General features: G+C 59.4%; 18 protein-coding genes and 1 pseudogene. 10 read left to right on the plus strand and 9 right to left on the minus strand.

What is annotated here, in order from left to right; genetic code table 11:
* Positions 1–7 precede the first annotated feature (7 nt).
* The 5 genes from BMW49_RS12250 to BMW49_RS12270 form a co-directional block, all read right to left on the minus strand.
* Positions 8–1,846: a long-chain-acyl-CoA synthetase gene (locus BMW49_RS12250; protein ID WP_069520076.1), complete on the minus strand. Its 1,839-nt coding sequence runs from the start codon at positions 1,844–1,846 to the stop codon at positions 8–10.
* A gap of 106 nt (positions 1,847–1,952) precedes the next feature.
* Complete coding sequence (locus tag BMW49_RS12255) at positions 1,953–2,612, minus strand: iron-containing redox enzyme family protein (protein WP_069520075.1); 660 nt, start codon at positions 2,610–2,612, stop codon at positions 1,953–1,955.
* Between the two features lie 61 nt (positions 2,613–2,673).
* Entirely contained in the window at positions 2,674–3,099 is a 426-nt protein-coding gene (locus BMW49_RS12260) for a nuclear transport factor 2 family protein (RefSeq protein ID WP_069520074.1), read from the minus strand.
* Positions 3,096–3,839 carry a hypothetical protein gene (locus BMW49_RS12265; protein ID WP_069520073.1) on the minus strand — a complete coding sequence of 248 codons (744 nt, stop codon included), beginning with the start codon at positions 3,837–3,839 and terminating at the stop codon, positions 3,096–3,098. Before BMW49_RS12265 ends, BMW49_RS12260 begins: the two co-directional genes overlap by 4 nt.
* Positions 3,840–4,476: 637 nt before the next feature.
* Positions 4,477–5,652, minus strand: coding sequence for an acetyl-CoA C-acyltransferase (locus BMW49_RS12270; protein WP_069520072.1), 1,176 nt, complete (start codon positions 5,650–5,652; stop codon positions 4,477–4,479).
* Positions 5,653–5,834: 182 nt separating this feature from the next.
* Here BMW49_RS12270 and BMW49_RS12275 point away from each other — a divergent pair, with 182 nt between their 5' ends.
* The 4 genes from BMW49_RS12275 to BMW49_RS12290 all read left to right on the plus strand — a co-directional run bounded on the left by BMW49_RS12275 (position 5,835) and on the right by BMW49_RS12290 (position 14,483).
* Positions 5,835–7,517 (plus strand): fatty acid--CoA ligase, encoded by a 1,683-nt coding sequence (locus tag BMW49_RS12275; protein WP_069520071.1) that lies wholly within the window; start codon positions 5,835–5,837, stop codon positions 7,515–7,517.
* Between the two features lie 229 nt (positions 7,518–7,746).
* Positions 7,747–9,693, plus strand: a complete 1,947-nt coding sequence (locus tag BMW49_RS12280; RefSeq protein ID WP_069520070.1) for a DUF1302 domain-containing protein — start codon at positions 7,747–7,749, stop codon at positions 9,691–9,693.
* Positions 9,694–9,724: 31 nt separating this feature from the next.
* Positions 9,725–11,092, plus strand: coding sequence for a DUF1329 domain-containing protein (locus BMW49_RS12285; protein ID WP_069520069.1), 1,368 nt, complete (start codon positions 9,725–9,727; stop codon positions 11,090–11,092).
* 652 nt (positions 11,093–11,744) lie between these two features.
* Entirely contained in the window at positions 11,745–14,483 is a 2,739-nt protein-coding gene (locus BMW49_RS12290; protein WP_069520068.1) for a winged helix-turn-helix domain-containing protein, read from the plus strand.
* A 4-nt stretch (positions 14,484–14,487) separates the two neighbouring features.
* Here BMW49_RS12290 and BMW49_RS12295 read toward each other — a convergent pair whose 3' ends face one another.
* From BMW49_RS12295 to BMW49_RS12310, 4 genes are all read right to left on the minus strand, one after another.
* Positions 14,488–15,174 (minus strand): lipopolysaccharide kinase InaA family protein, encoded by a 687-nt coding sequence (locus tag BMW49_RS12295; protein WP_083251793.1) that lies wholly within the window; start codon positions 15,172–15,174, stop codon positions 14,488–14,490.
* A gap of 2 nt (positions 15,175–15,176) precedes the next feature.
* Positions 15,177–15,866: a class I SAM-dependent methyltransferase gene (locus tag BMW49_RS12300; RefSeq protein WP_069520066.1), complete on the minus strand. Its 690-nt coding sequence runs from the start codon at positions 15,864–15,866 to the stop codon at positions 15,177–15,179.
* An 82-nt stretch (positions 15,867–15,948) separates the two neighbouring features.
* The gene (locus tag BMW49_RS12305) at positions 15,949–17,214 is read right to left on the minus strand and encodes a sensor histidine kinase (protein ID WP_069520065.1); all 1,266 of its coding nucleotides are present in this window, start codon (positions 17,212–17,214) and stop codon (positions 15,949–15,951) included.
* A 3-nt stretch (positions 17,215–17,217) separates the two neighbouring features.
* A complete protein-coding gene (locus BMW49_RS12310) occupies positions 17,218–17,886 on the minus strand; it encodes a response regulator transcription factor (protein WP_069520064.1) in 669 nt (222 codons plus the stop codon).
* Positions 17,887–17,988: 102 nt separating this feature from the next.
* On the opposite strand from BMW49_RS12310, the gene BMW49_RS12315 reads away from it, so the two are divergent.
* The 6 genes and pseudogenes from BMW49_RS12315 to BMW49_RS12340 all read left to right on the plus strand — a co-directional run.
* Positions 17,989–19,947 (plus strand): LTA synthase family protein, encoded by a 1,959-nt coding sequence (locus BMW49_RS12315; protein WP_069520063.1) that lies wholly within the window; start codon positions 17,989–17,991, stop codon positions 19,945–19,947.
* Positions 19,948–19,997: 50 nt separating this feature from the next.
* Positions 19,998–20,732, plus strand: a complete 735-nt coding sequence (locus BMW49_RS12320; protein WP_069520131.1) for a phosphatase PAP2 family protein — start codon at positions 19,998–20,000, stop codon at positions 20,730–20,732.
* A complete protein-coding gene (locus BMW49_RS12325; RefSeq protein ID WP_069520062.1) occupies positions 20,732–21,094 on the plus strand; it encodes a hypothetical protein in 363 nt (120 codons plus the stop codon). Before BMW49_RS12320 ends, BMW49_RS12325 begins: the two co-directional genes overlap by 1 nt.
* Before the next feature lie 252 nt (positions 21,095–21,346).
* Positions 21,347–22,255 (plus strand): serine O-acetyltransferase EpsC, encoded by a 909-nt coding sequence (gene epsC, locus BMW49_RS12330; protein WP_069520061.1) that lies wholly within the window; start codon positions 21,347–21,349, stop codon positions 22,253–22,255.
* A gap of 919 nt (positions 22,256–23,174) precedes the next feature.
* The gene (locus BMW49_RS12335) at positions 23,175–23,471 is read left to right on the plus strand and encodes a replication initiation protein (RefSeq protein WP_090390952.1); all 297 of its coding nucleotides are present in this window, start codon (positions 23,175–23,177) and stop codon (positions 23,469–23,471) included.
* Positions 23,472–23,511: 40 nt separating this feature from the next.
* Positions 23,512–23,990, plus strand: a pseudogene (locus BMW49_RS12340) (IS5-like element ISPre1 family transposase); the annotation flags it as partial.

Raw genomic sequence — 23,990 nt, forward strand, 5'->3', positions numbered from 1 at the left:
GGCGGCGTCAGTAGCGATGCAGTCCGCCGATGATGTTGGTGAACAGTTCATCGTTGACCGGTACGTAACGGTCGCTGCCCGGTAGCCAGGCGTAGACAGGTTCGTCTCCCGTTTTTGTCGGATCGAAGGCCTCCTGCTTTAGCGATTTTTTCTGGTATTTGAAGGTGCCAGTGGTTTCCATATCACGCTTGATGCGCAGAAACAGCGGCACTGCATAGGGCGGCAGTTGGCGCTTGGCATAGTTGAGGAGCTCGCGCATGTCCATTGGGGCTTCCGGGTCATGCAGTGTGATGGCCGCCATCCCTGCGCAGCCGTTGGTGTTGGGGATGCCTACGCCGTAAACCACCACCTCGGCAATTCGCGGATGCTGGATTAGCAGGTTCTCAACCTCGGTGGTCGATACGTTTTCACCTTTCCAGCGGAAGGTATCGCCCAGACGGTCGACGAACTGCGCGTGACCGAAGCCGATGTAACGCAGCATGTCTCCCGTGTTGAAGTAGCGATCACCTGACTCGAAGACATTTTCCAGCACGACCTGGCGGGTCTTTTCCGGGTCGGTATAGCCATCCAGGGGCGTTTTTTCATCGATTTTCGCCAGCAGCAAGCCCGGCTGGCCGCGTTCGACCTTCTTCAGGAAGCCATTGTTGTCGCGCACGGGGCTCTCTTTATCCCGGTCATATTCGACCAAGGCCCATGGCATCAAGGAAAAGCCGATGGTGTTATCGAAGTTGAGGATATTGCTGAAGCCAATATTGCCTTCGCTGGAGCCATAGAATTCGCACACATGCTCCAGGCCGAAACGTTGCTTGAACGGCCCCCACACACCAGGGCGCAAACCGTTGCCGAGCATCTTGCGCACAGGGTTGTCGAGGTCATCCGGGCACGTCGGTTGATCCAGCAGGTAGCGGCAGAGTTCACCGACATAGCCGATCACGGTGGCATTGAAGGTGCGGGTGTCATCCCAGAAACTACTTGCGCTGAACTTGCGACGGAGGGCGAAACCGCCGGCCCCGGCAATGGCTGAGCCCCAACAGACGCAGAGCCCTGTGCCATGGTAGAGCGGCAAGGTGGAGTACACGACGTCACTGGCTTGCATGTCCATGGCGATGATGCCGAAGCCGCCGTAGGTCTTCATCCAGCGACCGTGCTTGAAAATACCGGCCTTGGGCAAGCCTGTGGTGCCCGAGGTGTAGATATAGAAACAGGCGTCGTCTTTATGAATTTGTTGCGTGGTGGCGGGGGCGTCCTGGGGAGCGTCAAGCGATTCACGCATCAGGTTCAGATAGCCCGATGGCGCTTCGCCCGGATCGCGGAAGGTATCCTGATCGGCAATGTAGTAGAGCCCTCTGCTCAGTGCATCGATGCTGTCGCGCACTTCTGCGAAGGCTGCCAGCAGTTCTTCACCAATCACTATGGCGCAGGGCTTGACCAGGTTGATGCTGTGTATCAGTACGTTCTGCGTCTGCGAGGTATTGAGCATGGCACTGACAGCGCCTAACTTGCTCAGCGCCAGTACCGTTACCAGCAACTCCGGGCGGTTTTCCAAAAAGACCCCGACTACATCGCCTTTGCCAATGCCACGTGCCGCCAAGTAATGGACGATCTGATTGGCACGCTGGTTGAAGTACTGGTAGCTGTAGCGGCGGTCTTCGTAGAGCACGGCGATACCGTCAGGGTTGCGTTGGGTCGCCACTTCGAATGTCCAGCCGAGCCCACAGGGCTCGTCTGCTGCGGAGATGTTCGAGACCTTGAGGCCTTTGATGATGCGTGGCAGGCTTTTGAGGACGAGGGGTGTCTTGCGTAGTACCTGGCCCCAGGTGATTAACTCGTTGTTGTTCTGGCTCATGAGATATTCCTGCAACTGCTGGCTGGACGCACTTCCCTTGGGCTTACGTCAGCGAACTGTGGGTGCGGGCAGAACGCCCCTCGCCTAGGCAAGAGGCGCCGTGGACTCAGAATTCGTTGGCAACGGATTCAAGGATCTGGCCGGTCAGGTAAAGCGTCGTACGGGCGACCTGCTTCACCGCTTGCTTGTCCTGCTCGCTGATCACCCAGCGCTGAATGGCGTTGTTGACCTCGTCGGCGTGCTTGGCATCGATGACGGAGTGGGCGATGAAGAAGGTGAGTTGCTTGTCGGTCAGCTTCAACTGGTTCTGGCAGACATCCAGGAGGGGAGCCAGATGCTCATAGGAGTCCTCTGCCCAAAAGCTGTAGCCTAAACGCGGAATTACCCCGCCCCTGATGGCCAGATTGTAAAGGTAGCCGTTGAGCGCCTCGGTGGCCGGAAGGGGAGGATTTTCGAAGACGGAGGCGTCGACCCCGATGGAAGCCAGATCACTGACGACCATGTTTTCGTGACCCAACTCCTCCAGTGCGTGCTTCATGGCGAAGCGTAGCAGCCCGACTCTTTTATGGTCTTCGTTGAAGGTGGCAGCGGCCTGGTTAATGGCATTGTTCTTGGTGTAGTGATACACCTCGATCATGGCTCGGATATAAAGTTCGCGTTGCAGTTCTGGTTCGGATGTTTGCACCATGCGATAAAAGCGCCCTGCCTTTATCTTGCTCCACTCCAAGTCGCACAGTTCTTTAAGTTCATCAAGAAAACTGTTCATGCTGAGTTCCTTTCGCTTGTTTGTTGATGGTGTGTGGCAATTGTCTGTTAGTCGGCTGCCCTCACAGGCGTAGGAGAGACTTGAGCAAGTAGAGAAGCTTGGAGAAGAAACCAATGCCTTCAATGGTGTCCCAGTGCTCGGTGAGAACGCCGTTCTGTACGCGATAGATGTCGATGACTTTATACTGGACGCGATAGAGCCTGTTGGCAGCCCAGTGATCGGCGTAGAGGAATACGTATTCGCCTTCCCCGCATATGCGCTTGATAGTTGCCCCCGTGTCAGGGAATGTCTTGAAGTACTGTGTGAAGTATTTCTTGAAGCCTGTGCGCAGGGGCGGAATGAATACGTTGTTGTGTTGTATATAGTTTTCGCTAATCAGCGTATCGGCGACATTCAGGTCGCGCGCGATGAACATGCGCTCGTAAAACTCCATGACAACCTTCTTGTTGTGCTCTACTGATGTTGGGAATGACGTCTGAGTATTCATAAGGCCTCGGCAATTTGTGGGTAAGCAATACGGTCCATGAGTACATCGAAGCTGGTTAGTTGTTCAGGGCGACAGTCGATATTGAAGAAGTCGATGATGGCACTTAGTAAGTTTCCCTTGAACAGCGCATACAGATGTTCACCGCGCTCTGGTATGCGAAAAGGAACAGCTTCTTGATCGAAGGAGAACTGGGTGAGGCGCCCTTGTAGTCGGGGTTTGACGTAGGTGATGTAATGCGAATAGCTGGTATTCAGTGCCACCATGGCTCCCGCCGTGCTGGCCAGTGCACCTACCGCGTTTTTGACCGGCGTGTTTTTATCGATGATCAAGCGCGAGAACTCGACGCAGTTGTGTGGGTAGCCGTGATCGACGAAGGCGTGCAGTTGTTCGTCAGGAATATAGCGCGCGGCTTCATGTGGGTAAGGAGTGACACGCTGCGTGCCAATAATTTGTTCGCCGTAGTAGATGGCAAAGATATAGGAATAGCTATCTATGTGATCGAGTGCGAGGGTGTTGCCAAACAGGGTTTCGTAGTACTTCTTGCGCTGCGAATAGAGATGTTTTCGGGCATCCGAAAGCTCGACGAGTTCATCATGGCTGACAATTTGGCGAACGCGTAATTGATCACAGCCATAACGCTGCTGAAAGAGACTGTCGAGAAACGCATAGGCATGTTCGCGTTGTTCGCGATCTTGTATCAGGTGAGGCAGGGTTTTAAATGGCGCGCCATGGTTTTCCATAAACAAAATCCTTTTGTTTGTGTTTGTATAGATATTGAGGGCGTGTTTATTTACGGTCGTTTGATGACGAAATAATCGCAGTAGGGAGGGCACTTCTGGCTGGAATGGGGGCGATACGATGTCAGAAGGGGTATGCAGTCCATGGCGGTGTGCTTCCATTATTGTTATGCACGTTGCGCTGTCTGTCGTTGCGCATGAAGCTCGTATCAATTGAGCTGGTTGATAATCTAGATCCTAAAATGGAAAGTTGTGTAATTTTTTGTAAACGTCTTTGCTTGGGGTGGCGCAAACAGATTGCTTGCTCGCTGAGCAGGGTGGTTCTCGAAACATACAAGTAGCTGTTTTTCTTTGATAATTTTTATTGGGGCGCAATGTTTCCCTGTTACGTAGGACTCGTACTTCTTGATGGATGCCGTTTCCGACTTGCCGTGGCAGTACAAAGGGCGTTGGCGTATTGCTCCTCGGCCTCATATGGCAGGTCGAGAAAAAAGCCGACCTGCCGAGACCGTAGCGAGCGCTTATCCTCGGCAGTGCTGAGAGCTCAGCAGGCGCTTTAGGAAAAGCGCCTGCGCGCGGCGACTTCCGTTCAGGTGCTATGTGTATAAAACCGCGCCCGGATGGGAGCGCTAAGGACTGATCACAGCAGTTCGATTGCGACTGCGGTGGCTTCACCGCCACCGATGCACAGCGAAGCGACGCCGCGCTTGCCGCCGGTGTTACGCAAGGCGTTGATCAGGGTGACGATGATCCGCGAGCCGGTCGAACCTACCGGGTGACCCTGGGCACAGGCGCCGCCGTAGATGTTCACCTTGGCGTGGTCCAGGCCGTGTTCACGCATGGCCAGCATGGTGACCATGGCGAAGGCTTCGTTGATCTCGAACAGGTCGACCTCATCCTTGCTCCAGCCAGTCTTGCGAAACAGGTTGTGCAGAGCGCCGACCGGCGCCAGGGTGAACTCGCTCGGGTCCTGGCTCTGGGTCGCGTGACCGACGATTTTCGCCAGCGGGGTCAGGCCGCGCTTGGCCGCCTCTTCAGCGCTCATCAGCAGCAGCGCCGAGGCACCGTCGGAGATCGAGCTGGCATTGGCGGCGGTGATGCTGCCGGTCTTGCTGAAGGCCGGCTTGAGTGTGGGGATTTTTTCCAGGTTGGCGGTCAGCGGTTGCTCGTCATCCTTGACCACGACGTCGCCTTTACGACTGCTGACCGTGATCGGCACGATCTCAGCCGCCAGAGAGCCTGCAGCCATCGCCGCCTGGGCTCGCTTGAGCGACTCGATGGCATAGGCATCCATCGCCTCGCGGGTGATGCCGTGGCTGTCTGCGGTTTCCTGGGCGAAGGAGCCCATCAAGCGACCGCTGCGCGCGTCTTCCAGGCCATCGAGAAACATATGGTCCTTGACTTCACCATGGCCCATGCGCAGCCCGCTGCGCGCCTTCTCCAGCAGGTAGGGGGCGTTGGACATGCTTTCCATGCCGCCGGCGACCATCACCTGATTGGTGCCTGCCTTGAGCAGGTCGTGGGCGAGCATCACGGCTTTCATGCCCGAACCGCAGAGCTTGTTGATCGTGGTGCAGCCTGTGGCACTCGGCAGGCCGGCGTTGAGTGCCGCCTGGCGCGCCGGACCCTGTTTGAGGCCAGCAGGCAAGACACAGCCCATGATCACTTCCTGCACGTCAGCCGGGGCAATGCCGGCACGAGCCACGGCTTCACGAATGGCGGCAGCGCCCAGCTCGACCGCCGGTACGCTGGCCAGAGCCCCCTGAAAGCCACCCATCGGTGTGCGCGCGGCGCTGACGATGACAATATCGGACATAACAGTTACCTCCAAAACGGTGGAAAGTCGTGCCAGCCAGTGGTGGTCACGGTGACAGGATTCTAGCGCGTGACCAAAAATGGCCAAAGAGTCACGTTTTAAATCATTCTTTTGACTGATTTGATGGTGTGCGTGGCGCTCTAAAGTGGCACCACGATTCAATAGGCTAGAGGTACATTCCCATGCTGAAGACCCGCATCATCCCGCCCGCTGCCAATGCCCATCCCTACCCGTTGCTGATCAAGAGCCTGCTGCTGTCTGGTAGCCGCTACGAGAAAACCCGGGAAATTGTCTACCGCGACCAGGTCCGCTACAGCTACGCCACCTTCAATGAGCGCGTAGCGCGCCTGGCGAACGTGCTTACCAGCATTGGCGTCAAGGCAGGCGATACCGTGGCCGTGATGGATTGGGACAGCCACCGCTACCTGGAATGCATGTTCGCCATCCCCATGCTGGGGGCAGTACTGCACACCATCAACATCCGCCTGTCGCCGGAGCAGATTCTCTACACCATGAACCATGCCGAGGATAAGTTCGTGCTGGTCAACAGCGAATTTGTCGGGCTCTACAACGGCATCGCCGAGCAACTGACGACGGTGGAAAAGACCATTCTGCTGACCGATGCCGCCGAAAAAACCGCAGACCTGCCGGCCCTGGCAGGGGAGTACGAGCAGTTGCTCGCTGCGGCCGAGCCACGCTATGCGTTCGCCGATTTCGACGAGAATTCGGTGGCCACCACCTTCTACACCACCGGCACCACCGGTAACCCCAAGGGTGTGTACTTCACCCACCGCCAACTGGTTCTGCACACCATGGCCGAAGCCAGTGTGTTGGGTAGCCTGGACAGCGTCCGCCTGCTCGGCACCAACGATGTGTACATGCCGATCACCCCAATGTTCCACGTGCATGCCTGGGGCATTCCCTACGTGGCTACCATGCTCGGGATCAAGCAGGTGTATCCCGGTCGTTACGAGCCGGACATGTTGTGCCGCCTGATCCGCGAGGAGAAGGTCACGTTCTCTCATTGCGTACCGACCATTCTGCAGATGCTGATGGCCGCGCCCAGCGCTCAGGGGCACGACTTCGCGGGTTTGAAAATGATCATTGGCGGTAGCGCCCTCAACCGTGCGCTGTACGACTCGGCCAAGTCGCGCGGCATTCAACTGACGGCCGCCTACGGTATGTCGGAAACCTGCCCGCTGATTGCCTGCGCGCATATCAATGATGAGTTGATGGCTGGCAGCGACGATGAACGCACCACCTACCGGATCAAGGCCGGCGTGCCCGTGCCGCTGGTCGAGGCGGCGATCATGGATGCCGACGGCACGTTGCTGCCGGCCGATGGCGAGTCCCAGGGCGAGCTGGTACTGCGTGCGCCCTGGCTTACCCAGGGCTACTTCCGTGAGCCGGAGAAGGGCGAGGAGCTGTGGACCCATGGTTGGCTGCACACCGGTGACGTGGCCACGCTCGATGGCATGGGCTTTGTCGATATCCGCGACCGTATCAAGGATGTGATCAAGACCGGCGGTGAGTGGATTTCCTCTCTGGATCTCGAAGACCTGATCAGCCGCCATGCTGCCGTGCGTGAAGTCGCAGTGGTCGGGGTTGCCGATCCGCAGTGGGGCGAGCGCCCATTTGCTTTGCTGGTGTTACGCGATGGTCAGAGCCTGGATGCCAAGGGGCTCAAGGAACACCTCAAACCCTTCGTCGAGCAGGGCCACATCAACAAGTGGGCGATACCCACCCAGATCGGCCTTGTTACCGAAATTCCCAAGACCAGTGTTGGCAAGTTGGACAAGAAACGTATCCGCGTTGACATCGTCCAGTGGCAAGCGGCTGGTAGCGAGTTTCTCTCCACCCTCTAGACCAAGCAGCGCCTAGGGTAGCGAAATGACTACTCAGTCAAACAAGCGTTTGGCTTGCTAATTGCTGTTTTACAGCCATTCTTGGCTTGTACCGGACGGGACCACCGCCCTGAAACGTGCGAGCCAGAGTGCCTGAGGCCTGCAAATCACACTTTCGAGGGATCAAGCAGTACTCACCGGTGGCTATAGTCCGCACCATCCATAACAAAAAGCACATGGAGTAGCGTCGATGACAAAAACAAAACAAACCTGGCGTCTGGCAAAACTGCCACTGGCTGTCAGCCTCGCATCCACTCTCGCCGCACCTGCATTCGGCGTTACTTTCAATATCGGTGAAATCGAAGGCCAGTTCGACTCGTCGCTGTCTGTTGGTGCTAGCTGGTCTGTGCGGGGTGCGGATCCTGATTTGATTGGTTCAAATAATGGCGGAGATGGTCTTTCGCAGACCTCTGACGATGGTCACCTCAACTTCAAGAAAGGTGAAACCTTCTCGAAAATTTTCAAGGGTATCCATGACCTTGAGTTGAAGTACGGTGACACCGGTGTATTTGTTCGCGGCAAGTACTGGTATGACTTTGAACTGAAAGATGAAGGTCGCGAATTCAAGGATATTTCCGACAGCAATCGTAAAGAGGGTGCCAAGTCTGCTGGTGCCCAGATTCTCGACGCTTTTGTTTATCACAACTATGCCATTGCTGATCAGCCGGGCTCGGTACGCCTTGGCAAGCAAGTAATCAGCTGGGGTGAAAGTACGTTCATCCAGAACGGCATAAACGCGGTCAACCCGGTTGACGTGGCTGCCTTCCGGCGTCCTGGCGCGGAAGTCAAAGAGGGTTTGATTCCGGTCAACATGTTCTATATCTCGCAGAGCCTGACCGAAAATCTCTCCATGGAGACGTTCTATCAGCTTGAGTGGGACCAGACTGTTGTCGACAACTGTGGCACCTTCTTTGCCCAAGCGGACGTAGTTGCAGATGGTTGTGACGATAATTTGGCCGTTCTGCGAACCAACGCTGCGCTTTCCAGCTCCCTTGCCGGCCTAGGTCCTTTGGCGCCTGCTGTGTTGGATGTTCTCGGGAACAATGGCGTGAGCTGGGGTAACCCTGATGAAGGCGTCCGAGTAGCTCGTGGACCGGATCGTGATGCCCGCGACGATGGTCAATGGGGTCTGGCATTTCGTTATTTTGCTCCGGCACTCGATACCGAGTTCGGCGCCTATTTCATGAACTACCACAGCCGCTCGCCGATTTTCAGCGGTAGCTCTGCCGACCCGAGCGTCTACGCTCTCTTCAGTCCGTTGAACCCCGGTGGTCTTGGTCCTCAGTTGGGTGGCGTCGGCGTTCCAGGCGCTGCTATTCCTGGGTTGGTCGGTCAGTTGGCACCCTTGGTGGTGGCTGGTAATTCAAGCTACTTCATTGAGTATCCGGAAGATATTCGCCTCTATGGTCTGAGCTTTTCTACAACCTTGCCTACCGGCACCGCTTGGAGTGGCGAGATTAGCTATCGTCCTAACGCTCCTGTTCAGTTGAACACGACTGATATCTTGTTCGCCGGTATCACGCCCCTTAACCCCAATGTTTCGGTTTTGCAGGGCACACCTGGGGCTGATTTGAACGGTTATAACCGCAAGGAAATCACTCAGCTGCAAACAACCTTCACACATTTCTTCGACCAGGTAATGGGCGCTAGTCGATTGACTCTGGTGGGCGAGGTCGGCTTTACCCATGTTGGTGGATTGGAGCGTACTTCGGAGGCGCGTTATGGTCGTGATCCAATTTATGGTCCAGGTCCATTGCCAGCGGGTACGTGTGAGACGTTGAATGCGGGCACTCTTGGTAGCCCAACAGCTGAAAACGTCAGTAAGTATTGCGAGGATGATGGCTTTACGACTGCCAACTCTTGGGGCTACCGCGTCCGCGCAATCTGGGATTACCCAGATGTGTTCGCCGGCGTAAACCTGCGCCCGAACGTCGCCTGGTCGCATGACGTTGACGGTTATTCGCCAGGTCCTGGTGCCAACTTTGAAGAAGGCCGTAAAGCTGTCAGCCTGGGCCTGGATGCTGAATACCAGAACACCTACTCTGCCAGCCTGGCTTACACCGACTTCTTCGGCGGCAAATACAACACCTCCATCGATCGTGACTTCGTATCGCTCAGCTTCGGTATGAACTTCTAAGCGGTCGGGAATTTTGAGGAAAACGATGACTATGAAAACAACAAAACGTTTATTTCAAACTGGTGCTCTGGCTCTCTCGCTGCTTGCCTGCAGCGTGATGGCTGCGGTGTCCTCTGAAGAAGCTGCCAAGCTGGGTACCACCCTGACGCCGCTGGGCGCAGAGATGGCCGGCAATGCCGACGGCACCATCCCGGCCTGGACCGGCGGTCTGCCAGCTAATGCGGGTACTGCGGATGCGGCGGGTTTCCTGTCTGATCCGTTCCCGAATGAGCAGCCGCTGTTCACCATCACTGCGCAGAACATGGAGCAGTACAAGGACAAGCTGACCCCTGGCCAGCAAGCCATGTTCAAGCGCTATCCGGAAACCTACCGCATGCCGGTGTTCACCACTCACCGTACCGCCACTGTGCCGGAGCGCATCATCGCCGGCACCAAGGCCAACGCGGTGAATACCAAGCTGGTCGAGGGCGGTAACGGTCTGGAGAACTTCGCCGAGGCCAACCCGTTCCCAATTCCCAAGGACGGTCTGGAAGCGATCTGGAACCACATCACCCGCTACCGTGGTGGCAGCGTCAAGCGTCTGGTCACCCAGGCCACTCCGCAGGCGAACGGTTCCTACAGCCTGGTTTATTTCCAGGACGAGTTCACCTTCCGTGGTGCACTCAAGGATGCCGACACCAGCAAGCCGAGCAACGTACTCTTCTACTTCAAGCAGCGGGTAACGGCTCCGTCGCGTCTGGCAGGTAACGTACTGCTGGTGCACGAGACCCTCAACCAGGTGAAAGAGCCGCGTCTGGCGTGGCTGTACAACGCCGGTCAGCGTCGCGTGCGCCGTGCACCGCAGGTGTCGTATGACGGCCCAGGTACCGCAGCCGATGGCCTGCGTACCTCGGACAACTTCGACATGTACAACGGTGCACCGGATCGCTACGACTGGGTCCTGAATGGCAAGAAGGAAATCTACATTCCTTACAACAGCTACCGCCTGGACTCGCCGAAGCTCAAGTACAGCGACATCATCAAGGCCGGCCACATCAACCAGGACCTGACCCGCTACGAGTTGCACCGTGTGTGGCATGTGACCGCCACCCTGAAACAGGGCGAGCGTCACATCTACGCTAAGCGTGACTTCTATATCGACGAAGACACCTGGCAAGCTGCAACCATCGACCATTACGATGGCCGTGGCACCCTGTGGCGTGTTGCCGAGGCTCATGCGCAGTACTACTACGACAAGCAAGTACCGTGGTACAGCGTGGAAACCCTGTATGACCTGCTCTCTGGCCGCTACCTGGCTCTGGGCATGAAGAACGAAGAAAAGAGCGCCTACGAGTTCGATTACCCGGCCAAGGAAAGCGACTACACCCCCGCTGCCCTGCGTCAGGCGGGTGTTCGTTAACCGCTTAGCGTAACTGTTGTTCGACGAAGCCGGCCTCTGTGCCGGCTTTTTCGTGGGTGCTATTTAGCACCTTGTATCCGTGGAACGTGTCGCAGACCCTAGCCGAAGGCGTGACCTGGGAGGCAGTCTGCGCAGCACGCTCTGCTCGCCCACCGAAAGAGCTGTTGTCGCGGCTAAAGCCCCTCCCACGGATGAAGCGTCATCCCGCCTACGTTAGGTGGGTCGATGCAACCTGAATTACCTGTCAGCTTTTCAGGGCTTCAAAAGCACCGGCCAAGGGGCTAGGGTCTGTTGCCATTTCAGCACGACCGCGCCGGAGCCCGTTTTGCCGCGAGGCAAGGCGCGAGCCGCGAAGTTTGGCGGGCCAAATGAGACGGCGAGAAACGCAGCATCGCGACAAAACAGGCCCGGCCCTACGGGTTGCGCGAGAAATCTCGCCATGCGTTGTTGGAGGACTTGGCAAGGGAACAGCCATTACCGGCGTCCTCCGCAATCCCCATGGATGGGGTGAATGCCGCAAGCCCGCCGGGAGCGGGCGCGGCCTAGCCTGGCGAGATTTCTCGCAGCAACGCGGCTTGCGCTGAAGTGGTAACAGACCCTAGGCTGCTGGGCATTCGTGTCCAGTAGGGCACGCCGTCCAAGAACCCGGTCGATGACTGATCTGCCCCACCTGATGCACATGCACTCTTCCCCCGGCGGTCGTGCGCAGACGCCGTTTTTCCGTCCGCCACTGCCCAGTGGGTATGTGCCGCGGCCCCGTCTGTGCGAGCGTCTGCGGGCGGGCCTGGATGGTCGCCTGTTGTTGATCAGTGCGCCGGCAGGCTTCGGCAAGAGTTCTCTGGCCATCGAATTCTGCGAACAGTTACCGCTGCAATGGCAGAGCCTCTGGTTGGGGCTGAGTCATCGTGATGGCGATCCTGGGCGCTTTCTCGAGCGGCTGTTGAGTGGGCTGCAGGTGGTGTTCCCCGGTTTGGGTGAGGAAGCTCTGGGCCTGCTCAAGTTGCGCCAGCGGCACCAGCCATTTGCCTTCGAGCAATGGCTGGATGGCTTGCTCGACGAGCTGAGCCTGCGCCTGGACCCGCAGCGGCCTGTACTGGTCGTGCTGGATGACTATCACCTGGCGCAAGGGGCAGTGCTCGATCGCTGTTTGCAGTTTCTGCTCAATCACCTGCCGGCCGGTTTGCTCTTGCTGGTGACAAGCCGCCAGCGCCCGGACTGGCATCTGGCTCGTCTGCGCCTGTCGCGCCAGTTGCTTGAGTTGCACGAACAGGACCTGCGCCTGACTGCCGATGAGACCACTGCGTTGATGGCCAGCCAGGGCACAGTGCTGGCGGGCGATGCATTCGCCACGTTGCTGCAGCGCAGCGAAGGTTGGGTCGCCGGCCTGCGTCTGTGGCTGCTGGCTGCAGCCGAAAGTGCTGCCGATGAACCGCCGCCAGTGCCCCATGGGGCCGAAGGACTGATCCGCGATTACCTGCTGGAAGAGGTCATAGAGCGCCAGCCGGCCGACGTCCAGATGTTTCTCTACGAGACCGCAAGCCAGGAGCGTTTCTGCGCAGAGCTCTGTGATGCGCTGCGCGATACCAGCGACAGTGCGGCGATTTTGCGGCATTTGCAGGCGCACCAGGTATTTCTGGTGCCGCTGGACGAGCAGGGGCAGTGGTTTCGTTACCACCACCTGTTTTCTGATCTGCTGCGCGCACGGCCGACGCAGGATCTGCCGCGTTCGTCGGCCAGTCTGCATTTGCGTGCCTGCCGCTGGTTCAGTGCCCAAGGTCTTTTGGACGAGGCTATTGAGCAGGCGTTGCGCGCCGGGCAGCCGGATGTAGCGGCCAACCTGGTGCAAAACCTGTCCGAGGAGCAACTGCTGGCCGAGCAGAACGTGGTCACGCTGCTGCGCTGGAAGATGGATTTGCCCGATAACCTGCTGGGCAGCACGCCGCGCCTGGTGGTGTTGTACAGCTGGGCGTTGGCGCTGGCTTGTCAGCTTGATGCGGCAGAAGAGCTGGCCAACCAGCTGTGCCGGTTCTTCCCGGCGCCTACAGCGGCCCAGCAACAAGGCTTGCTGGCCCAGTGGCTAGCCATCAGTGGCGTGATTGCCCGTGGCCGTGGCCATCGCCAATTGGCGCAGACTTACTGTGGTGAAGCCTTGGCCGGGCTGCCCCGCGATCGTTACGGGCAGCGCCTGCTGTGTTTGTCTACGCTCGCCAACCTGGCGATTGTCGACGGCGATCTGTGGCGTGCCCGTGGCCTCAATCGTGAGTCCCTGGAACTGGCGCAACGGGTCGGCAACCCCTTGTTCGAGGCCTTGACCCATTACGACCGTGCGCGCGTATTGCAGGCCCGTGGCGAAGTCATGCGTGGGCTGGATGAGCTGAACCAGGGGCTGGTGCGCCTGCGCAGCTTGTCGGAGCAGCGTCATTATGCGGCGCGGGCGCGCCTGAATATCTACCTGGGGCATCTGTATACCCTGCGCCTGCAACCTGTGGAGGCTCGTCAGCGCTTGCAAGCCGGTATCACCGAGGCGCGGGCTTGCCGGGATATCGGTGTGCTGGTCGGCTACTGCGTGCTGGCCAGCCTGGACGGGCGCAGCGGCCGACTGCCTGAAGCGTTCGCGTTACTGGGCGAGGCCGAGCGGCTGATGCATATCTGGGATGTGCCAGCGGTCTATTACCTGGCGATGATCACCTTGACCAAGTGCGAACTGTGGCTCGCCCAAGGTCAGCTCGATCTGGCGGGTGCCTGGCTGGGCCGTTTGGCCGAAACCTATGGCGGTGAGCAGGCGGCGCCGGCCCCCGAGTTTCACCCGCAACTGGCCCTGCACATCGAACTGCAACGCGCAGCCCTGGAGCGCCGGCTTGGCCAGGCCGATGCAGCGGAGCGCCGTCTGCGGGCACTTTGCCTGCGTGCGCAAAGCATGGGGTCGCAACTGTTTGCCGCCCTTGCTCTGGTGCAACTGACCCTGTTGCTGCGCCTGAGTGGGCGCGAGCGCGAGGCCCAGCAGCATTTCAACCTGTGCCTGCAGGCCACGCCCGGGGGCGCCTTGTTGCCCTTTGCCGAACTGGTGGCGCACCAGCCGGACTGGACGCGCGAGCAACTGCGCACGCGCACTGCCTGCCCCTTGTGTCAGGCACTGACCAACGAGCTACCTGCCACCGCCGAGCATGTGGAGGCGCCAGCTGTGGAAAGCGCCGCCGAAGCACTCAGCTCGCGTGAACTGGCCGTGTTGCGGCTGATCGCCCTGGGCTGCTCCAATCAGGAGATCAGCGAGCGGCTGTTCATCTCCCTGCACACGGTCAAGACCCATGCGCGGCATATCAACAGCAAGCTTGGGGTTGAGCGCCGTACCCAGGCGGTGGCCCGCGCCAAGGGCTTGGGACTGCTGGGTTAGGGACTCAGGGCCGCAGTGCTTGCTGATAGGCCTGCTGCAACACCTGCATATCGCTGGCCGGCATGCCCGCGCAATGGCGGCCGAGTTGGCGCATGTCGTGGCGTGAGGCATCGCGCACGCGCCAGCGACGGCGGCTTTTTTCCAGGTCGAGCAGGGCGATTTCCAGATGCTGGTTTTCAGCGTCCACCACGCGGATAAATAGATGCTTGGCGTAGCAACAGCCATGCTGCCAGCGCGCCCCATGCAGGCGCGCCAATGTCCCACCGAGGGCCTGCAGCATGGCCTGGGTGAGCGCGGTGGGCTGGGTTTGGGCGTACCACTGTTCAAGGCTGATAAAACCTTCCAGGGCCTCGGTGACCAGCAGCGCTTGCCAGTGGCCATCCGCGTGCCGCGCCGCCGCATAGACCAGCCTGGGGGTGCTGATACCGAGACGCTTCAGGGCCAGGTAGGCATCCCGCTCGCGCAGGGCGGTAGGGCGGCCGACGGGGTGCATCAGGCTGCGATAGGTATGGCCGGTCTGGCGCTTGCAGTACAGCGCCGAGCGCGTCGGGTCACGCGGCGCCAGGAGCTGCACGCCGCTCTCGCCGCCACGGCGCTGGTTGGCGGGCTCGACCCAGGTGCCGGCACAGGCCCACCAGCGGTCGAACTCGCTGGTCAGGGCGGGGAGGATTGGCTGAATCAGGCTGGCCATGTTCATGCCTCCTTGCGCAGGGTATAGGTGCGCCAAAGCGCATAGCCGGGCAGGAAGTCCTGGTGGCCGACAATGTGAAAGCCGGCCTGGCGAAATTCGCTTTCGATCACCTTGCGCGCAATCACAAAACGATTGCCGTGCTGGGGCGCGCGGCCCTCGGCGAGGCGGCGTTGTTCCAGGCGGCGGCGTTTCCAGGCCTTGTAGTTGCCATCGACCCACAGCGAGACGATCAGCGAGTCACGGCTGACCCGATGGAACTCGCGCAGGATCGCCAGGCGGTGTTCGGCGGACTCGATGTGGTGCAGCAAGCGGATGCAGAAAATGCAGTCCACGGCCTTGTCGCCCAAGTCGATGGCGAAGGCCGACGTCTTGAAGGTATTGACCCGTGCAACCACCGCCTTGGGCTGGGCGGCCCGTGCCGTGGCCAGCATGTCGGCAGAGTTATCGGCAGCCAGGATCACCCGGTTCGGTTGTTCGCTGAGCAGCGGCCAGAAACGCCCGGCGCCGCAGGGGAGGTCGAGTACCAGATTAGGCTCATCGACTTGTTTCAGTGCCTGGCGTGCGACCTGCACGTCGCGCCAGTGCGACAGACGCCGTGCCAGGCCATCCTGGTGCTTGTGCAGATACTGCTGGGCGTGGTCCTGGTCGTATTTGCGGGAAAACTCGAGCTCGACGGGGCTGGGCTTGAACATGGCGCGGCATCCACTGAAGAAGGTGAGTGCCACGCTAGAGGGTCATGCATCAAGCGCGCGTCAAAAGGATGTGAAAAATTCGTCAAGAGGGGACGTTGAGTTTGACGTTGAAGCAGGTTCCGCCGCTTTGCAAGCTGCTCACGGTAATTGTCCAGCCCTGCTTGCTACAAATCCGCTTGACCAGCGAGAGCCCCAACCCCAGTCCTTCGCCTCGTGCTTGGGGACCGCGCACGAAGGGCTCAAATATTTGCGCCTGCTGCGCCAGTGGGATGCCTGCACCGGTGTCCTCGACCCGAAAACCACCTGGCCCGGTGATCAACTGCACCGCACCATGCTCGGTGTAGTGCAGCGCGTTGCGCAGTAGATTGGACATCACCGTGCCGAGGAAGGTGGTGTCGTATTGGCCGTGATCCGGACCGGTTTCCTGGTAGTCGAAGCGCAATCCTTTCTCCTCGAACAGCGGACCCCAACGTGCGACCTGAGCGGCGCTGACGGTTGCCAGCGAGTCCTTGCCTGCTGGCTGCGCGCTGTGGCCGCGCGCCAGCAGCAAAAATGCCTGAACCAAATTGCGCATTTCCTCGGCCGCCCGTTCGATGCGTCCCAGTTGCTCGCGCTCTCGCGGTGACAGAGGCGCCTCGGCCAACAGCTCGCAGGAACTGGCGATGATCATTAGCGGCGTGCGCAGCTCATGGCTGACGTCGCTGGTGAATAGTTGCTCGCGCTCCAGAGCCTGGCGTACCTGCCCGAGGGTACTGTCAAACGCCTCAGCCAACTGGCCCACCTCATCGTTGGGGTACTCCGCAGCCAACGCTGGTGCTAATGGGTGCAGTTGGTCGCGATGGCGAACCTGTTGTGCCAGTCGGGTGACGGGGGCCATGACCTTGCGTGCCATGACCAGCCCTAGGCCCCAGGCGCCAAGTACGGTGAGCAGAAATCCGGCCAATACGACATTGAACAGAGCCTGTTCGCGGGCCTCGAATTCACGCTGCTCCTGGACCAGCAGGTAGCGCTGGCCGTTGATGGTCTGGCTGTAGGCATAGAACGAGTAGTCGTCTTCCACGACCTCGGTGAAGCCATCACCGAGTCTGGCGAATTGCGCTGGAATGGCATAGGCCGGCAACCCTGAGGCGTACAGGCGAGTGCTCGCGTCCAGGCGTGGCGGACGGTTATGTGCAAGGTCTTCTTGCAGTACCGTATCGAGCTGGCGACGCAGCTCCTGGGAAACCAGGTGTTCCTCTATGAAATGCACCACGGCGACGATGCTTAGAGAAAACAGGCCACTGACCAAAAAAGTCATCAGCACGAAGGCGATCAGGATGCGCCGGGCGAACGGCTGTTTCGACAGCATGGTTTACTCCGCGAGGCGATAGCCTACGCCATGCAGTGTGTGCAGCAGGGCGGTGGTGAAGGGTTTATCAAGAACTTGGCGCAACTGGTGAATATGGCTGCGCAGGCTGTCGCTGTCGGGGCAATCATCGCCCCACAGCGCTTCCTCAAGGGCTTCGCGACGCACCACTGCCGGGCTTTTCTGCATCAGCACGGCCAGTATCTTCAGCCCGATGGGATTGAGCTTGAGCGGCTGGCCGGCGCGGCTGACGGTCAGGGTATCGAGGTCGTAGAGCAGATCGGCGACCTTCAACTGACGTTTGCGGCTGCCCTGGCTGCGGCGCAGGATGGCCTCGATCCGCGCCACCAGTTCGGACAACGCGAACGGTTTGATCAGGTAATCGTCCGCCCCGGCCTGCAAGCCTTGCAGGCGATCATCCAACGTATCGCGAGCGGTCAGCATAAGGATCGGCACCTCATTGCGCGCGTCCTCACGTAGGCGCTTGCAGACCTGAAAACCGTCGATGCCCGGCAACATGATATCGAGCACGATCAGGTCGTAATGGCCGGTACTGGCCAAGTGCAGCCCGCTCAGCCCGTCCTGGGCACAGTCGACGGTAAAACCTTTGAGCTGTAGATAGTCGAGCACGTTTGCGAGGATGTCACGGTTGTCTTCGATGACCAGGATGCGCATCGCTCTGCGACCTCTTTGACGGTTTTTTCACATCGCCTTGACGCTGGCCTCACAGATGCCTGGGCACAGTGGTAGCAGGTTAATTCTGTAAGGACCGAGACGATGCATCAGTTTCATTATGCGCAGCTTCGCTACCTGGCGATCATCGCGCTGACTTGGCTAGCGGTCTTCTTTCTGACGCGCACTGTACTACTTGTCAGCCATTGGACGCAGGCTAGCCTAAGCCTGATGGGCCTGCCCAGCCTGTATGGCATCGGCCTAGTATACGACCTGGCCTTTTTGCTCTACGCCCTCGCGCCCATGGCGCTGTACCTGCTGTTATGCCCGAACCTGTTGTGGCGCCAGCGCTGGCATCAGCGAGTGTTGCTCGGCCTGTCTGGGCTGAGCCTGTTTGTCATGCTGTTCAGTGCCGTAGCCGAGTGGCTGTTCTGGGACGAGTTCGGCGTGCGCTTCAATTTCATTGCCGTCGACTACCTGGTGTATTCCAAGGAGGTGCTCGATAACATCCTTGAGTCTTATCCGGTCTACCCCTTGCTGGCGCTATTGGGCCTGATTGCGACAGGGCTGACATGGCTGCTGCGCCCAGCGATCATGGCGGCGCTGCAGGCCCCGCGCCTGCCCCCAGCGGGCGTAGGGATGGGCCTGGTGGTGCTATTGGGGCTGCTCTGCTTGAATAGCCTGTTGATTGGCCAAGATGCTCCACGCAGCACGGGTGGCAATGCGTATCAGCGCGAGTTGGCCAGCAACGGGCCGTTCCAGTTCTTTGCCGCGTTTCGCAACAACGAGCTGGACTATCGCCAGTTCTACAGCACGCTGCCCGAGCCAGCTGTGGCCAGCCTGTTGCGCGATGAGGTGGGTGAACCGAATGCCCGCTTTATCGGCAATGATCCGCAAGACATTCGCCGGGTCATCGACAACCCCGGCATCGCCCGCTCGCTCAATGTGGTGCTGGTAACGGTCGAGAGCCTGAGTGCACGTTACCTGGGGAGCTTCGGCGACCCACGCGGGCTGACGCCCAACCTGGATGCGCTGCGTGGACAAAGCCTGGTATTCAGCAACTTCTACGCCACCGGCACGCGGACAGACCGTGGCCTGGAGGCGCTGACCCTGTCGATTCCGCCCACGCCGGGTCGCTCCATCGTCAAGCGTATTGGCCGCGAGTCCGGTTATGCCGGCCTTGGCCAGCAACTGCGCAGCAAGGGCTATGACAGCGTATTCCTCTACGGCGGCCGCGGTTACTTCGACAATATGAACGCGTTCTTTGCCGGCAATGGCTACCGCATCGTCGACCAGAGCAGTGTGGCGTCCGCCGATATCCATTTCGAGAACGCCTGGGGCATGTGCGATGAAGACCTTTATGCCCAGGCACTCAAGGTGGCGGACCGCGACGCGGCGTCCGATACGCCATTTTTCCTGCAGTTGATGACCACCTCCAACCACCGGCCCTACACCTATCCAGACGGGCGCATCGACATTGCCTCCGGCGAAGGCCGCGAAGGCGCGGTCAAGTACACCGACTACGCCATCGGCCAGTTCCTCGCCCAGGCCCGTGAGAAACCCTGGTTCGCCCGTACCCTGTTCGTCTTTGTTGCGGACCACACTGCCGGCAGTGCGGGCAAGGAAGACCTGCCAGTGGCCAACTACCACATCCCCCTGTTCATTTATGCCCCAGGCCTGGTCCAGCCTCGCGAGATCAGCGATGTCGCCAGCCAGATAGACGTGGCGCCGACCCTCATGGGCCTGCTCAACCAGGATTACACCTCGACCTTCTTCGGCCACAACCTGCTGCGTGATGACCGCGCGCCCGGTCGCGCACTGCTGGGTAACTACCAGCATCTGGGGCTATTCGACGGCCACAGCCTGGCCATTCTCAGCCCTCGACACGGCATGCGCCGACATGACGACGCGCTGGACCTGAGCCGGGAAAGCCGCGTGGATACGGACGACCCGCTGCTGCGCCGCGACATTGCCTATTACCAGGGCGCCAGTCATGCCTTCCAGGCAGGACTACTGGCCTGGCAGGCAAAACCTGCGTCAGCGACCGCGCTTAGCCAGCGTTGAGCTGCACCTAGCTACCGATGCCTGTTATGGAGTTTTGCAAGATGCCTGTCATCCCTTCGCGCCCTTTTGATTTTCGCCTCGGTCTAGGTATTCCCTTGTTATTGATGGCACTGCTGTTGGCGGTTGAACTCAGCCCGCTGGATTTTGCCTTGGCGCACCTGTTTTACACACCAGGGGACGGCTTTGTCGGACGCCACAGCTTCTGGCTAGAAGACATCCTGCATGACCGGGCCAAACAGGCGGTGATCGTGCTTGGCGTACTGGCCATCGGCGGTTTCCTGCTCAGCCTGTTGCCGACCCGGCTACGGCCATGGCGCAGGACCCTCGGGTATCTGGTGCTGGCGCTCGGCCTGTCGACCAGCATCATCAACCCGCTAAAAACCCTGACCGGCGTGCACTGCCCCTGGAGCCTCAGCGAGTTTGGCGGCAACCAGGCGTTCGCTCCGTTGTTGGGCGCGCATGTCGCGACCGACAAACCCGGGCGCTGCTTGCCGGGTGGTCATGCAGCATCCGGTTTCAGCCTACTGGCATTGTTCTTCGCCCTGCGGGATCGCCAGCCGCGGGTTGCCCGTGTAGCACTGATCGTCGCGCTGGGGCTGGGCAGTATCTTTTCCCTGGGACGGATGATGCAGGGCGCGCATTTTCTCTCGCATAACCTCTGGACGCTGCTGCTCGACTGGACCATCTGCCTGTTGATATACCGCGTGTTGCTGTATCGGCCTGCACCTATTCTGCCGGCACAGGCGCGCACAGGTTTACGGGTGCAACAGCAGGGGCAAACCTGATGCGCCTGCCGCTCTTGTGCCATGCCGGCCTGCTGGGGCTAAGCGTTTTGCTGCTGGGCGGCTGCCAGAGTACGGCTCAGCAACTGCTCGCCGAGGGTTACCCGGTAGTATTCGTCGAGGGCTTTGAGGCGGGTTGCCAGAGCGGCCTGCAGGCGGCAGGCGGGTTGCAGCGCTTTCGCAAGGATGTGCCGCGCTACCTGGCGGTGCCGGAGTACGCGGTGGGTTGGGACGACGCTTTTCGGCAATGCCAGGCGGGGCGCGAGTACGAGCATCGCCGAGCTCTGCGCGGCGATGATGAGCGTGATGAAACGTGGCGCGAGCATGTCGATCAGGCTATGGGGCGCGCCCTGCGTCGGCCGTAATGCTGAAGAACGGCCCGTTTAGTGGCGTGCCAACTTGAATGCGTCAGCCGTGACTAGCTGCGATTGTGCTGACCGCCACATCATTGAAGTCGCGCTGCAGTACGCATCACCTCATTCAAGGTGGGCGAGACGCAAGCGGATGCCTTTCCCTATACTGCGGCTCCTTGGCCTCCAGCATGCTGGCAGCCTGGGTTCGAATCACTATCGCGGCGGCCGGCATCCGGCGGCCCGTGTTGCAGAGGGGAGTGAACGGTGAACTGGCAACTGGACCAGATAGTCGAGCAACTGCGTGAGGCCCGGGCCGAATGGCGCACCGCCACTGGCCGCGCCCGCGAGCAGGGCGAGCGCGAGTTGCCCTCGCGCGAAGTCATGGCCGATATCCTGCGCCTGCTTAGTGGCGCACTGTTTCCGATGCGCCTCGGGCCAAACGACCTGCGGGAGGTCAACGAAGATTTCTACGTGGGCCACACCCTGGACACCGCGCTCAATAGCCTGCTCACCCAGGTACGTTTGGAACTGCGTTATGTGGCCCGTGCCCGTGGCGACGCCGAAGACGATATCGAAGCCCAGGCCCAGCAGGTTGTACGTGGTTTCGCCAGCGGCCTGCCGGCCCTGCGCCGTTCGCTCGACCTGGACGTGACGGCCGCCTTCCACGGCGACCCAGCCGCGCGTACCGTCGATGAAGTACTGCTGTGCTACCCCGGCATCATCGCGGTGATCCACCACCGCGTCGCCCACTACCTCTACAGCGTTGGCCTGACCCTGCTGGCGCGCATTATCGCTGAGCACGCCCACTCAGCCACCGGCATCGACATCCACCCTGGCGCGCGTATCGGCCACAGCTTCTTTATCGACCACGGTACCGGTGTGGTGATCGGTGAAACCGCGATCATCGGTGACCGCGTGCGCATCTACCAGGCCGTGACCCTCGGCGCCAAACGCTTCACCGCCGATGAAACGGGGCAACTGCACAAAGGCCTGCCACGCCACCCCATCGTCGAAGATGACGTGGTGATCTATGCCGGCGCGACCATTCTCGGGCGCATCACCATCGGCCAGGGCTCGACCATCGGCGGCAACGTCTGGCTGACCCGCAGCGTGCCACCGGGCAGCAACGTCAGCCAGGCCACGGAGCAGCACGCGCCGTGCAAGCCGCAGTAAGAGGAGGGCGGTAATGACTGTGTCCGGTCCTGCACTAATCCGCGAAACCTTCCCCGTCGGGCCTTTGCAGTGCAACTGCAAAATTTAGCCTCGTCATGAGGCCTGAAAACACACCCTGTTAGGTCTATAGCCCTTTTTTATCTGGTTTTAGCCGGCATGGGCGATAACCGGCGATCACGCTGAATCATCATGATTCACAACTTCAGTGTGACAGAAGTGTGCCAAGGTGTTGAAGTAATTACCGCCGATGATTAAGCTAGAGGTAATCGAACTGGCGGGGTCCGAAAATGGCCTTGGTCTCTAGATGCTTAGCAGCTAGCCTGTAAGGCATTGATGATGAGTCGCAGGGTGCCGCGGTCCAGTACCATTCACGTGAAAAGCGGGCGTAGCGTGGATGGAAAAAGGACGCCTCTTAAAGGTGGTCGCCTGACGACGCGAAGCTGCCAGCTTTGATGGGGCTGGATTCCAATCAGTGGAGCGCGGGGGAGAGCGAGAAGCAGCTGGGGGCACAACCCCGCGCTTGAATAGATCCCGCTTGATGCGGCTGAACCAGCAGCCTTCAAGCGGTCAATTATCAGCGCTGCCGCGAACCCATCCAATCCTGATCCTGCATTGTGCGGATCGGGGGAGGATGTTGTTGTGTCTCTCGAAAAACTACTCACCGTTGATGACCTTGCGCTAATCCTTGATCGTGCCCCAGGTACGATTAAAAACCAGCACTCAAAAAACCCGTCCAAATTACCTCCCGTCTGCCGTATCCCCGGTGCTAAGCGTTTGCTGTGGCGTCGAGCGGATGTTGAGAGTTGGCTGCAGCTGTATGTTGTTCGGCTCGACTTAATTGACTCTGATGGGCTTGTCGCAAGAAGAAAGCCTGGTCGGCCTCGGAAGCCTGAGCAATTGGCCCGGCGAGGAGGCACTTATGCGTAAGTGCCATACGATTACAAAGTCCAACAGCTTGATAAAAGCAAGCTATAGGCTAACTCTCAATGAGTATCGCCTGGTCTTGGCTGCTATTAGCCAAATTGATCCGCGGAAGCCGTTGCCTCGGCCGATTCGGGTTTGCGCCCATGATTTTGCAGAGTTGTATGGTCTTCCTGTGAAACAAGCATATGAGGCGGTTAAAGAAGCCTGTAATTCTCTGTATGAACAGGATGTAAAGACTTTTGATGGCCGATATAGAGATCGCTTTAGGGAAACTCTGAAGAAGACTTCCTGATTTTGGCAAAATACCCGGATTCTACCCGCCGAGTTTTCCGATGAAGCAGATGACCTTTGCCGACGCCGAGTACGCAGGCAAGCGCAAGCAGACCCGCAAGGAATTGTTCCTGATCGAGATGGATCAGGTTGTGCCGTGGAAGGGTTTGATTGCCTTGATCGACCCGCATTACCCCAAGGGTGAAGGCGGACGTCCAGCCTATCCGCTGATGGCGATGCTGCGAGTTCACCTGATGCAGAACTGGTTCGGCTACAGCGATCCGGCGATGGAAGAGGCGTTGTACGAGACGACCATTCTGCGCCAGTTCTCGGGGTTGAGCCTGGAGCGTATCCCAGACGAAACCACCATCCTCAACTTCCGCCGGCTGCTGGAGAAACACGAACTGGCTGCTGGCATCCTCGCCGTCATCAATGGCTACCTGGGTGACCGAGGTTTGTCGTTGCGCCAAGGCACCATCGTCGATGCCACGCTGATCAATGCGCCGAGTTCGACCAAGAACAAGGACGGCAAGCGTGATCC

Source organism: Pseudomonas cuatrocienegasensis (assembly GCF_900110925.1).
Classification (GTDB): Bacteria; Pseudomonadota; Gammaproteobacteria; order Pseudomonadales; family Pseudomonadaceae; genus Aquipseudomonas; species Aquipseudomonas cuatrocienegasensis.